General features: G+C 60.0%; 11 protein-coding genes. 4 read left to right on the top strand and 7 right to left on the bottom strand.

The window, feature by feature from the left end:
• Positions 1-135: 135 nt before the first annotated feature.
• Positions 136-1,101, bottom strand: a complete 966-nt coding sequence (locus ABUK73_RS11230) for a metallophosphoesterase family protein (protein WP_353577356.1) — start codon at positions 1,099-1,101, stop codon at positions 136-138.
• 176 nt (positions 1,102-1,277) lie between these two features.
• Between ABUK73_RS11230 and ABUK73_RS11225 the strand changes: the two genes are divergently transcribed.
• Positions 1,278-1,676: an NUDIX domain-containing protein gene (locus ABUK73_RS11225; RefSeq protein WP_353577522.1), complete on the top strand. Its 399-nt coding sequence runs from the start codon at positions 1,278-1,280 to the stop codon at positions 1,674-1,676.
• 3 nt (positions 1,677-1,679) lie between these two features.
• Here ABUK73_RS11225 and ABUK73_RS11220 read toward each other — a convergent pair whose 3' ends face one another.
• A complete protein-coding gene (locus tag ABUK73_RS11220; protein ID WP_353577355.1) occupies positions 1,680-2,672 on the bottom strand; it encodes a glutathione S-transferase family protein in 993 nt (330 codons plus the stop codon).
• Between the two features lie 291 nt (positions 2,673-2,963).
• On the opposite strand from ABUK73_RS11220, the gene ABUK73_RS11215 reads away from it, so the two are divergent.
• The 3 genes from ABUK73_RS11215 to ABUK73_RS11205 are packed head-to-tail and all read left to right on the top strand — an operon-like array spanning position 2,964 to position 4,620.
• On the top strand, positions 2,964-3,533 hold the full coding sequence (locus ABUK73_RS11215; protein WP_353577354.1) for a GNAT family N-acetyltransferase: 570 nt from the start codon (positions 2,964-2,966) through the stop codon (positions 3,531-3,533).
• A gap of 41 nt (positions 3,534-3,574) precedes the next feature.
• Positions 3,575-4,234, top strand: a complete 660-nt coding sequence (locus ABUK73_RS11210; RefSeq protein ID WP_353577353.1) for a DUF433 domain-containing protein — start codon at positions 3,575-3,577, stop codon at positions 4,232-4,234.
• Positions 4,231-4,620, top strand: a complete 390-nt coding sequence (locus tag ABUK73_RS11205) for a DUF5615 family PIN-like protein (protein WP_353577352.1) — start codon at positions 4,231-4,233, stop codon at positions 4,618-4,620. Before ABUK73_RS11210 ends, ABUK73_RS11205 begins: the two co-directional genes overlap by 4 nt.
• A gap of 10 nt (positions 4,621-4,630) precedes the next feature.
• Here the strand turns inward: ABUK73_RS11205 and ABUK73_RS11200 are convergent, their stop codons facing one another.
• Genes ABUK73_RS11200 through ABUK73_RS11180 form a run of 5 tightly spaced genes read right to left on the bottom strand, consistent with a single transcriptional unit; the run spans position 4,631 to position 11,906 of the window.
• On the bottom strand, positions 4,631-5,053 hold the full coding sequence (locus ABUK73_RS11200; RefSeq protein WP_353577351.1) for a GNAT family N-acetyltransferase: 423 nt from the start codon (positions 5,051-5,053) through the stop codon (positions 4,631-4,633).
• The gene (locus ABUK73_RS11195) at positions 5,053-7,134 is read right to left on the bottom strand and encodes a hypothetical protein (protein ID WP_353577350.1); all 2,082 of its coding nucleotides are present in this window, start codon (positions 7,132-7,134) and stop codon (positions 5,053-5,055) included. Before ABUK73_RS11195 ends, ABUK73_RS11200 begins: the two co-directional genes overlap by 1 nt.
• 1 nt (position 7,135) lies before the next feature.
• Positions 7,136-9,949, bottom strand: a complete 2,814-nt coding sequence (locus tag ABUK73_RS11190) for a DUF4159 domain-containing protein (protein ID WP_353577349.1) — start codon at positions 9,947-9,949, stop codon at positions 7,136-7,138.
• Positions 9,946-10,866 carry a DUF58 domain-containing protein gene (locus ABUK73_RS11185; protein WP_062448842.1) on the bottom strand — a complete coding sequence of 307 codons (921 nt, stop codon included), beginning with the start codon at positions 10,864-10,866 and terminating at the stop codon, positions 9,946-9,948. Before ABUK73_RS11185 ends, ABUK73_RS11190 begins: the two co-directional genes overlap by 4 nt.
• A gap of 29 nt (positions 10,867-10,895) precedes the next feature.
• The gene (locus tag ABUK73_RS11180; RefSeq protein WP_062448843.1) at positions 10,896-11,906 is read right to left on the bottom strand and encodes an AAA family ATPase; all 1,011 of its coding nucleotides are present in this window, start codon (positions 11,904-11,906) and stop codon (positions 10,896-10,898) included.
• Positions 11,907-11,959 lie beyond the last annotated feature (53 nt).

The raw sequence follows: 11,959 nt of genomic DNA, 5'->3' as shown, positions 1-11,959 counted from the left end.
TATGCTCGGGCTTGTCCCGAGCATCTAACCACGTTTGATGTCGTGGTTCGTTAGATCCTCGGCACAAGGCCGAGGATGACGTAAAGTTCACTGTGCTAAGCTTTCTCCGAAGAAAATGCAGTTAAGGGGAACCCCTCACTCATCATCCCCTTGTTCCACCGGATTGCTGAAGCCCAGCGGTCCGCCGTTATTGTAAAACACCCGCACGTCTTCCAGCTCTATACCGGTGGCCTTTTCGTTCAGGCCATAGCGTTCGCAGGTTACGTTCCATGTGCCAGGGCCGCCGTCTATGTGGAAGAGGTTGTAACCGGCGCGGGGTTTATGGCCGCCTGGGCCTTGGGAAGCTGACGCGATGCCGACGACGGGGGTGTGGTCGCGGCCGCGATGGGTGTTCAGCCAGTAGACCGTGTTGAGGTGGGTGTGGCCGTGCAAAACGAGTTCGGCGCCGCCCGTGCCGATGGCTGCGGCAAAGCGGCGGATGCCGATCATGCGTTTGTGGGTGGAGGCTGCGCCGCGGATGGGTGGATGGTGGATCATGACCACGCGAAACAGCCCCTGTTCTCCCGCTTTACGTAGCAGTTCCGCGGTGGCTCTGGCCTGTCTGCGGCCAAAATAGCCGGTGGCGGAGAAGGGAGGCGTTGCAATGGACGTGGAGCAGCCGATCATGGCGACAGGGCCGCGCACGCGCATATAGGGGAAGATCTTGCGGTCTTCGTCCCAGTCTTCCGCATCTCCATCACCGCGCACGTAAGGATACCAGGCGGCCATGGCCTTGTCATGCGCGCCGGGAACATAGGCATCGTGGTTGCCGGGCACGACGGAAATCTTGAGCGGATCGCCCACTTCTTCCAGCCAGTCTGCGGCAGCACGAATTTCGATGCCTGTCGCAAGATTGACGAGATCGCCGGTGATGGCAACATGGTCAGGCGCTTTGCTTTCCATGTCGTCCACCACCTTTTCCAGCGTATCGCTGAAAAGATGCTTGCGGCGGTTGAGACGCCAGTTCACAAAGCCAAGAATGCGCTTGGAGGCAAGTTCACGAAAGGTCAGCTTGGGCAGCGGGCCAAGGTGGATGTCGGAAATATGGGCGAGTTTGAACATGCATCCAGCCATAACGTATGAAATGTTGAGCGTCCAACCCAAAACCCCTGTTTTTCAATGAGATAAAGGAGAGTTGAGCGTTGGGTGAAAACCATGTCAGCGGGCAAGGGTTCCGGGATTTGTTTCGGAATGTTGCAAAGCGTGCCCTGCATGTCTTTTTCTTTGTCCGCAGGGGCATGACGCTGGGCGTGCGTGCCGCCTGTTTCGATGCGCAGGGGCGTGTGTTTCTGGTGCGGCACACCTACATTTCTGGCTGGCATATGCCGGGCGGCGGGGTGGAACGACGCGAGACGGGTTTACAGGCGCTGCACAAGGAAATCCGCGAGGAAGGCAATCTCGTCGCCGCCTCCAGCCCTCAGCTTTTCCATGTCTATTTCAACAATCGCACCAGCGACCGCGACCATGTTCTGTTCTACCGGCTCGAGGTGACGCAGACCTCTCCGAAAGTGCCGGACCGGGAGATCAGCGAAAGCGGGTTCTTTCCGCTGGATGCTCTACCCGAGGGAACGACGGGCGCCACCCGCCGTCGTCTCGCGGAACTGGCGGGCGAAAAGACGCCGGATGATTACTGGTAGGCCTTAGCCCAGCCTTTCACGGTCATGCGCCTTGTCCAGCTCAAGCTCCGGGCCGATGGGCACGATGCCGGTGGGGTTGATGATCTTGTGGCTGCGGTAATAATGGTCCTTGATGTGGCGCATGTCGACGGTCTCGGGAACGCCCGATGTCTGGTACAGATCGCGCAGATATCCTGTCAGGTTGGGATAGTCATGAATGCGGCGAATGTTGCATTTGAAATGGCCGACATAGACAGGGTCGAATCTGACAAGCGTGGTGAACAGCCGCCAGTCCGCTTCCGTCTGCCGGGCGCCCAACAGAAAGCGTTTGTCCTCGAGTCGCGCTTCCAGCAGGTCCAAGGTTTCGAAAACCTTGGTGGCAGCTTCCGCATAGGCTTCCTGCATGGTGGCAAAACCGGCCTTGTAGACGCCGTTATTGACGGTGTCGTAGATGACGTCATTGAGCTTATCGATCTCGGCGCGCAGCGGCTCAGGGTAATAATCATCCTGCGATCCCGTCAGGGCATTAAAGGCGCTGTTGAACATGCGGATGATCTCGGCCGATTCATTCGAGACGATGGTGTTTTGCTGCTTGTCCCACAGCACAGGCACGGTTACGCGACCGGAATAGGAAGGGTCTGCCTTGGTATAGACCTGCCACATTGCCGAGGAGCCGAAGAGATGGTCTTCCGTGGCGCCTGGGGTGCGCTCATCCGCCGGTTTGAACTCCCAGCCATTTTCCAGCATCAGCGGATCGACAACCGAGACGGAAATAAGATCTTCCAACTTCTTGAGCTTGCGGAAGATCAGCGTGCGATGCGCCCAAGGACAGGCCAGCGAAACATAGAGGTGATAGCGGTCGCTCTCGGCTTTGAAACCAGACTCGCCGGAGGGGCCGGCTTGTCCATCTGCGGTGATCCAGTTGCGAAACTGCGAGGCGCTGCGCTTGAAATGGCCCTTGGTTTCCTTGGTGTCGTACCAGACGTCTTTCCAGACACCCTCAACCAGCATACCCATCGCGCGTTCTCCTTTATGTTGCTGCACACACTGTAAGCCATGGTTTTGCGGGAAGTGAACCCAAAAGGCAGTGAACAGTGCGTTCGTATCACACTCACATTATTGAATGGCCAAGCTCTGGATTTGTTCTGGACGGGTCGGAATTTTCCTGATATCCGCGTTTATCACAATTCTGAGGGAATTCTGCTTTATGACCGCAACACGGATGCTCCGACGACGCTGACGCTTCGAACGCCTTAACCGGCGCAGCCGTCACATCGCCCTATCCGTATTTAACGTTCCGGTCTTTCCATGTCCAAGCACGAACTGGTCTACCTCACCGAAGACGCGTCTCATGACGCCGTTATCGAACTCATCAATGCAGAAGCCTTCGGCCCCGGTCGGCACACCCGCGCCGCTGCCCGTATCCGCGAGCAGGGCCCGCACGACCGTTCGATTTCCTACATCTGCGCCGACGATGGCGAGACGATTGCCTCCGTTCGCATGACGCCGGTTCTGGCTGGCGGTGTGAAGGGCCACATGCTGGGCCCATTGGCTGTGAGGCCTTCCCACAAGAACATGGGCATCGGTCGCGAACTGGTCCGCATCGCCATCGCCGCCGCCAAACGCAAGGGCTCGGAAGCCGTCATTCTCATCGGCGACCCGCCCTATTACATGCCGCTGGGTTTCGAGAAGGTGGCCTATGCGGCGCTGGATTTCCCCGGTCCTGTCGATATGAACCGGGTGCTTGTCGTGCCGCTGGCGGCTGATACGCATGAGCGGCTGAAGGGCAAGATTGGCTGGCGGAAGTGTGAGGCTCCTACAGGTCTGAGTGCAGTTGAATATGGCGTCTACGACGAGCCACTCAAGGCACGCGCGTAGAAATTTCGCATCTCATTTGAACGTTGGCGTTCGGGCTGTACTTGCGCTATAATCTTTCCAGTTCTTTGGAAGGTTTATCTATGTTGCTCGCCATCGGAGAAAGTCTTAGCGCAAGCGAAGCCTCGTCAGTGACCGGTGTTCCGCTTAAGCACGTCAACAGAATTATCGACGCTGGATTGTTGCGCAATTATGCGAAATCCAAGGGGCGAACGCGTTCCATATCTATGGCTGGTCTTATAGGGTTGCGGTTGGCCTATCTCACAGCTTCAACGCTTACACCGGCGGCGCGGCAACGCATCATCGCTAAAGCCTTGTCTGGCAAAAACCAAGCGATCGTGGAAGATGCACCGCTTCAGGTCGATATTCGCCCAATTCTGGCAGATGTCGAAGCAGGTCTAAACAGGCTGGAACGTGCGAGGGGCGCCGTGTCGATCCAATCTGATGTTATGGGTGGCCAGCCTGTTTTCGCGGGCACGCGCATACCCATTTACGACGTCACGGAAATGTTGACGGGCGGTGACACGCGTGAGGCAATCATTGCGGCGTTTCCCCAACTCTCGCTCGAGAAATTAGATGCTGCTGCGGATTATGCTCTCGCCTATCCAAAACGTGGACGCCCTGTTGCCAAGCCGGAATGGCGGCATGGTGATGCTAAAACTGTTCGAACCCTCAAGCTCGACATACCCCCGGTCAAATCGTGAAGTTTCTGATCGATGAATGTCTGAGCCCTGAGCTGGTGAAGATTGCCCATGGTTCGGGTTTTCATCAATCGACGTGTGTTTTATGGCTCGGCATGTCCGGTGCCAAAGACCACATCGTTGGACGGATTGCTGTTGATCAGGGATATATTCTCGTCACGCATAATACGGTAGATTTTCTGCCGCTTTACAATCGAGAAGATATTCACGTCGGGCTCGTTGCGTTCAATACCACTGCCGGAATTATGAGCCTTGAACTGCAGAAGGCGCTGATGTCAGTCGTGATCCAGGAACTGAATGGAAGCGAACTCTGGAATGAGGTTCTGGAGATATCCGTGAACCAGGATTTCGCTGTCTCGATCTCGCGTTACGATCTGCCAAGGCGATAGATCGTCGCGATTATTTGAGCGATTTCTTCAAATATGTTAGCGATCCAGTATCGCCGAAATTCTCGATCTGGCCGAAGATTTCGTAGCCACATTTCTGGTAGAGCGCCAGCGCATCCGGGTTCATCGTGTCGATGTATGCGCCGATGCAACCGCGTTTGCGGGCTTCCTCTTCCGCCATGGAAAGCAGCTTGGGGCCGAGGCCTTGGCCGCGCAGGGTTTCGGGGATGAAGAGCAGTCTTGTATAGAGCCAGCCGCGGGCGGTGTGGCCGCAGAGGCCGCCGGTGACTGTGCCCTCGTCATCACGCAGGAAGATGACGAGTTCCTGCCAGTCGCTGGGGCCGAAGCGGTTGATGTTGTAGTCTTTGAGAGCCGACAAAATGGCCGCTTCGCTGTCCTTGTCGCCTTCTTGGCTGATGGTGATGTGTGGTTCCATTATCGACCTTCACGCCACCAGAGCGCGGAGAATGCCATCAGCAGGGCGGCAAGACCTGCGAAACCGGCAAAAAGCGGTAGGGTGTTGACGCCCTTCAGTACGGTTTCGTCCGTCAGGCGGATGAGCATGCGGTCATTATCGGCCACGCGCACATCGCCGCGCACGGGCAGGATATCCGGCAGCACGACTCTGCCATTGTCGTTGACGACGCGGTGAATGCTGCCCTTCGTGGCATCGACAATAGGCTTCAACGGCTCGGTCGTAGAGATCATGGCCTTGAATTCGGGAGCATCGACCGCGCCGACATGGACCAGCGTGGTGAAATCGCCATTGGTAATTTCGTAGAGGCCGGTTTCGTCCATGCGGCGTTCGATCTTGTAGAGACCGGGCTCTGTTTGCGTAAACGCCATCGTCTCGGTCTTGCCGGTGGGGAATTTGACCGTTGCATTGCCGGGATTGTCGCCGATGGTCTGGCGGGTGATTTCCAGCGTGCGGCCATTGGCGCGGGCGGTCAGCGCCTCTTCTTCAAGCTCCGGCTCTTTCATCAGCCAATGGGCGATGCGGCGGTAGAGGCCCACATGCGGGCCGCCGCCTTCGAAACCACGTGCCCAGAGCCAACCTTGATCCGACAGCAGCATGGCGACGCGGCCTTCACCCTGGCGGTTCAGCACCAGCAGCGGGTCCTGGCCGTCGCCCAGCATCACGGTCTGGCCCTGCGGCGGCTCTACGCCGACGGTGCGGAACCAGCGGCCCCATTGCGGCGGCTCTTCGCCCGAACCTTCCAGACCGCGCGTGACCGGGTGCTTCTTGCCTGCTTCCGACAGTCGTGGGTAAAAGGCAGACTGATGCATTTCGCCGGTGGGCTGCGCTGGCAGCACCGAGGCGAGCGGCGTCATGGCGATGGAATCCTGCCCCGCATGTTCAGGGCCGGCAGCGATCAGAAGCGCGCCGCCCTTTTCGACATACTGGGCGATGTAATCATAATAGAGGATCGGTAGCACGCCGCGATGCTGGTAGCGGTCGAAGATGATGAGGTCGAAATCCTCGATCTTTTCGACGAACAGCTCACGCGTCGGGAAAGCAATCAGCGATAACTCGTTGATCGGCGTGCCATCCTGCTTTTCCGGCGGGCGCAGAATGGTGAAATGGACGAGATCGACGGAGGTGTCGGATTTCAGCAGGTTGCGCCAGGCGCGCTCACCGGCATGCGGTTCGCCGGAAACCAGAAGAACACGCAGGTTCTGCCTGATACCTTCGATGACGTGGACGGCGCGGTTGTTGCTGGTGGTGACTTCACCGGGAAGCTCCGCCACGGAAAACTCCATGACATTGTTGCCGCCGCGCGGAACCTTGAAGCTGAAGGGCAGGGGCTGGCCGGGCGTGGCTTCGAGTGTGGCGATCTCTTCGCCATTCATCTTCACCGTGACTTCCGCTTGACCACCTTGGGCGCGACCGTCATCGAAGACGCGCAGCGTCAATTCCTGCTGCTCGTTGACGATGCCGAAGCGCGGCGCGCGCACCACTTCGATGCGCCGGTCGAATTCTTCCGCCCGCCCCGTAATCAGGCCATGGATCGGGGCCTTGAAGCCAAGCGCCTGTTCGATGTTCGGCGTAACATTAGGGATGTCATGGATCTGGCCATCACTGAGGAAAATCGCACCGCCAACGCGTGAGGGCGAAACATCAGACACAGCTGCGGCCAGCGAAGAGAAGAGATTGGTGGCCGGGGCATCGCTGTTGGGGTCGTTCTGAACTTCCACGATGCGAGGTTCGATGCGCGGAAAGCGGGCGAGGCGTTCTTTCAGCGTCGCCAGCGCCTGATCCGTCTGTTCCGGGCGCTGCTGCACATCCTGGCTCTGCGATCGGTCCACGATGACAGGGACGATGGTGGAAAGCGGATCGCGCTCCTCATTGGTCAGAAGCGGGTTGGAAATGGCCAGCAGAAGTGCTGCGAGTGCCAAGCCACGCAGCCAAGCACCACGCACGCCGCGCCATAGGCCGATAATGGCCAGCACGAAGGCGGCGGCGGCGAGAATGCCGATGACGATCCACGGCAGGAAGGGTGCAAAGGTCAGTGTCATGTCATTGCCCCAACCGCTGGAGGATATCGGGCACATGCACCTGATCGGCCTTATAGTTGCCGGTGAGCATATACATCATGATGTTGACGCCGGTGCGGAAGGCATGTTCACGCTGCACCTCATCCGGCGGCACGGTGGGCAGCACGGGTGCGCCATTTGCATCGATGGCCCATGCTCCGGCAAAATCATTGCCGGTGATGAGAATGGGCGAGACACCATCGCCGGAGGACGAGATGCCCGAGGTGGTCTTGGCGGCATCCTGCCGCGATTCCACCCATAGCGGGCTGCCATTGTAGCGACCGGGGAAGTTGTTCAGCAGATAAAAGGAGCGCGTGATGACGTGGTCCTTTGGCACGGGCTCCAGCGGCGGAATATCGACATTGGCGAGGATTTCCTGAAGGCGCTGGCCGTTGGGGCTGGTGTTGCCACCACCATCCAGCGACGAGAACTGGTCGCGCGTATCGAACAGCACCGTGCCGCCCGCGCGCATATAGGCATCGATGCGGGAGATGGCGGCTGTTGACGGCATCGGCGCTGTGGCGGAAATCGGCCAGTAGATGATGGGGTAGAAAGACAGCTCATCCTTGGAGATATCCAGCCCTACTGGCTGTCCTGGCTCCAGCGTCGTGCGCCATGTGAGAAACTCGGACAGCCCCTGCAAGCCCTGTTCGGAAATCCGGTCCACATCGTCCTCACCGGTGCGGACATAGGCCAGATGGGTCGTGTCCAGCCGCTCGAAAATCGCCTCATCACCCGGTTTCGGGTCGTCGGCACGGGCGGTATTTGGCGAAAAGACAGTGAGGCCAGCCGCAAAGGCCAGCAGGATGGCGGCGGCGGATGAGCGGGCGCGGGGCAGGCGCGAGAAGACGCCGTGCATGAAGAGAACGATGAGCGTATCGGCAAAGAGCATCAAAAGAGCCGCAATAAAGAGGGCTGGGCGCAGCGATTTGGCAGCTTCGCCAACCAGACCTTCCCGGGTGGTCGCCGTTCCCGCAAGCGAAGTGTCGATGGGGCGCAGCGTTGCGTCCGGCGGCAGCAGGTTGAGCGCGACGAAACCGGATTCCGTGCCGTAAAGGCCGGGCGGATTATCGAAGCTGGCGCGCGGCGACTGGCCGGGCTTTACCTCTAACGGGCGCGCAGTACCGATTTCTGGCGATAGTGCGCCGGTCGCGGTCAGCAGGCGATAGGGCGGCAGCGCTGCGGCGGGCGCGTTGGCGGAAGCCGAGGAGCCGCCGACCTGCGACAGCTGAACGATACGGCGCAGCATTTCCACGAAATGGCCGGAGATCGGCAAATCCGACCAGCTGGCTTCGGCGCTGACATGGAAGAGAACGATGCGGCCCGCATCGACATTTCGGGTGGTGACTAGTGGTGTGCCATCAGCAAGGCTTGCCCATGTGCGCTCGGCCAGATCAGGCGTCGGCTCGGCCAGAACCTGCCGTTTGATGTGGATGCCATCTGCCTTCGGCATGCCAGCGAAAGGGCCAAAATTCGGGAAATCGGCCAACGGTTGAGGCTCCGCCCATGACAGCGCACCGCCAAGAGCGCGCTCGCCCTGACGCAGGGTCACAGGCACAAGCGGATCATCGGCAGGGGCGGCGGCAAGGCGTGGCCCGGCGAAACGGATGAGCGTGCCGCCACGCGACAGCCAGCGCTCGATGGGCGCATATGTCTCCTGCGGCAGACGACCGATATCGGCCATGACGATGACGGAGGGATTGGATTGCAGCAGTTCGGGAATGGCGACGGCGAGGTCGGCTTGACGCTGCGGCACCAGATCGACATAGGGCTGAAGCGCGCGGCTGATGTAGAACAGCGGCTGAAGAAGAGGCTGGAAATCATTGCCGGTTTCGCCTGCCAGCAGCGCCACGCGACGGCGGCGGAAACCGTCATCCAGCAGATGCACGGAGCCTGCGGTGGACAGCCGTTCGATGGAAAGGCGGGCGAAATCGTTGCGAAGTTCGAAGGGCGCGCTCAATACGGCGGTGGTTTCGGCAGCACCCGGCGCGAATGTGGCGTTATCGCTGGCCAGCACGCGTCCCTGGCTGTCCTGCGCATTGATGGTGAGATTGGCGGGGCCGCTGGTCTCCAGTCGTGACAGTTTGACCGTCATGGTTTCGGCACCGTTTTCAGCGCCGGTAATGGCGGCAATGGCCTGGCCATCGCCTTCCACGACACGAAACTCGGCAGCCTGCATGGTGGCGAGGTTGCTCAGCGCTGCGCGGTCATCCGGGGTGGCAACGCCATCGGTAATATAGGCGAGCGTGCCGGGTGCTGCGCCGTTCATGGCTTCGATGACGGCTTCTGCGGTGCGGACGCGGTCCGGCACAAGAGGCTGTGGCTTGGCGGCGGCAAGCTTTTCCAGCGCCGCTGCCGTCGTTCCGGGCTCGGCGTCATGGTCGCGGTCGGCGGTGAAGGCGATGGCGACGGGGCGTTCAGCCCGCTCGGCATCACCAATGAGGGCCTCGGCGGTGCGCACGCGGCGGTCCCAATCCGGTGCTGCGGCCCAGCCATTGTCCACGATCAGGACCAGCGGGCCGCTGCCTGCTAGCGTGTTGTTGCGCGGGTTGATGACCGGATCGGCCAGCGCGAAAATGACGGCGGCGGCCAAAAGCATGCGCAGCAGCGTCAGCCACCATGGACTCTTGGAGGGCGTTTCTTCGCGCTTCAGTACCGTTGCCAGAATGCGAAGTGGCGGAAACACTTCAGCTTTCGGGCGCGGCGGTGTCAGCCGCAGCAGCCACCAGATGGCAGGGAGCGCCAAGAGACCGAACAGAATAAAGGGGCTGGTGAAAACGAAAGGCAGGGCGCTCATGTCCGGCCTCCGTTCTTGCCACCCACCGGCGCGCCGGAGAGATACATATGCATGGTAACCAGCGCTTCGGATGCTAGATGATCGGTGCGGTGGAAGACGAAGTTCCAGCCCAGGCGACGAAGCGACGAGGACATGGCATCGCGCCGCGCGAGATAGGCGCGGGTGTAGTCATCGCGAATGGTTTCGGCACGGCCAGACGTCAGCTTTTCGCCGGTCTCCGGGTCGGAAAACTCGGTGCGACCACTGTAAGGAAAGACCTCTTCGGCGGGGTCTGCAATTTCCACCACATGGCCACGCAGGCCACGGCGGGCAAGCGGCGACAGACGCTCCATCACGGTCGTTGCGTCATCCAGAAAGTCTCCGATCAGCACGATATCGCTGGAGCCACGGATCATCGATGTGTCCGGCAGGCCGGTGGTGGCGGGGGCGTGCATGATGGCGGTTGCCAGTCGCTCGGCGGCGTTGCGGGCGGATACGGGCTCCATGATGCCGGGGCAGCCGATGCGTTCGCCGGAGCGGGCCAGAATTTCCGCCAGCGCCAGCATCAGCACAAGCGCACGGCTTTCCTTGGAAACGGAACCGAGCGTGGATTTGAACATCATAGAGGGCGAAAGATCGGCCCAGAGCCAGATGGTATGGGCGGCTTCCCATTCCCGGTCGCGAACATAGGTATGGTCGTCACGGGCGGAGCGGCGCCAATCGATACGCGACAGGCTTTCGCCATCCGCGTAAGGGCGGAACTGCCAGAAATTTTCGCCGATGCCGCGTTTGCGGCGGCCATGCCAACCTGCTGTCACGGTGTTGGCAATGCGTTTTGCCTCGACCATGCAATCAGGCACCAGAGCGGCACGCTGGCGCGCACGGGCAAGCACGTCACTGCCGGGCGTTTGCTCTACGATCTGGCCGATGGATGCCACATGCACTCCTTACGTCTAACCTAAAACGGTCAGTTCCTGGCCTGCTCCACAAGGCCCGCAATAACGTCGCGAACCGACATGCCTTCCGCACGGGCTGCAAATGTCAGCGCCATGCGGTGTTCCAGAACAGGCTCTGCCAGCGCGTAGATATCGTCCAGTGACGGTGCAAGACGGCCTTCGTAAAGAGCGCGCGCACGGGCCGTCAGCATCAGCGATTGGCCGGCACGCGGTCCCGGTCCCCATGCAACGTTCTTGTCGGTCAGTTTGTTGCCATGGCCGGGGCGGGCGGAGCGCACCAATGCAAGAATGGCATCCACCACCTTGTCGCTGACCGGCATCTGACGAATGAGCGTCTGAATTTCGACGAGACGGTCGCCTTCGATCATCCGGCGTGCTTCGCCTGATGCCGTGCCAGTCGTGTCGAGCAGGATCTGGCGTTCTGCAGCAAGGTCGGGGTAATCGACATCGACCTGAAGCAGGAAGCGGTCGAGCTGGGCTTCCGGCAGCGGATAGGTGCCTTCCTGCTCCAGCGGGTTCTGGGTGGCCAGAACGTGGAAGGGCTTCGGTAGGTCGAAACGCTGGCCAGCGACGGTAATGTGATATTCCTGCATGGCCTGCAAAAGGGCGGACTGGGTACGTGGGGAAGCACGGTTGATTTCATCCGCCATCAGCAGCTGGCCGAAGATCGGTCCCTTGATGAAGCGGAACGAGCGGCGACCGCTTTCATCCTGATCCATGACTTCGGAACCAAGAATATCTGATGGCATCAGGTCCGGTGTGAACTGGATGCGGTTGGCATCGAGACCGAGGACGGTGCCGAGCGTCGTTACGAGCTTGGTCTTGGCGAGACCGGGAACACCGATCAGCAGCGCATGGCCGCCGGACAGAATGGCGAGAAGCGTGTTCTGCACCACCTTTTCCTGCCCGAAGATAACCTTGGAAACTTCCGCCCTGACAGCGGCAATATCCGACAGCGCCTTTTCGGCAGCGGCAATAATCGCCTTTTCGTCGAGGGTTTCGCTGGTATTCATCATGCCCATATCGCTCTCCTCAAACTAAAGACGCGCATCGTCTCGTTACCGGTCATCACTCG

The sequence above is a fragment of the Agrobacterium vacciniicorymbosi genome (assembly GCF_040427045.1).
Lineage (GTDB): Bacteria > Pseudomonadota > Alphaproteobacteria > Rhizobiales > Rhizobiaceae > Agrobacterium.
Note: the sequence above shows the minus strand (reverse complement) of the source record. Positions and strands in the feature narration are given on the sequence as shown.

What these genes read in the sequence shown, in the direction of transcription:
- ABUK73_RS11230 (WP_353577356.1), bottom strand. Translation starts at nt 1,101, where the DNA reads ATGTTCAAACTCGCCCATATTTCCGACATCCACCTTGGCCCGCTGCCC.
- ABUK73_RS11225 (WP_353577522.1), top strand. Translation starts at nt 1,278, where the DNA reads ATGACGCTGGGCGTGCGTGCCGCCTGTTTCGATGCGCAGGGGCGTGTG.
- ABUK73_RS11220 (WP_353577355.1), bottom strand. Translation starts at nt 2,672, where the DNA reads ATGGGTATGCTGGTTGAGGGTGTCTGGAAAGACGTCTGGTACGACACC.
- ABUK73_RS11215 (WP_353577354.1), top strand. Translation starts at nt 2,964, where the DNA reads ATGTCCAAGCACGAACTGGTCTACCTCACCGAAGACGCGTCTCATGAC.
- ABUK73_RS11200 (WP_353577351.1), bottom strand. Translation starts at nt 5,053, where the DNA reads ATGGAACCACACATCACCATCAGCCAAGAAGGCGACAAGGACAGCGAA.
- ABUK73_RS11195 (WP_353577350.1), bottom strand. Translation starts at nt 7,134, where the DNA reads ATGACACTGACCTTTGCACCCTTCCTGCCGTGGATCGTCATCGGCATT.
- ABUK73_RS11190 (WP_353577349.1), bottom strand. Translation starts at nt 9,949, where the DNA reads ATGAGCGCCCTGCCTTTCGTTTTCACCAGCCCCTTTATTCTGTTCGGT.
- ABUK73_RS11180 (WP_062448843.1), bottom strand. Translation starts at nt 11,906, where the DNA reads ATGGGCATGATGAATACCAGCGAAACCCTCGACGAAAAGGCGATTATT.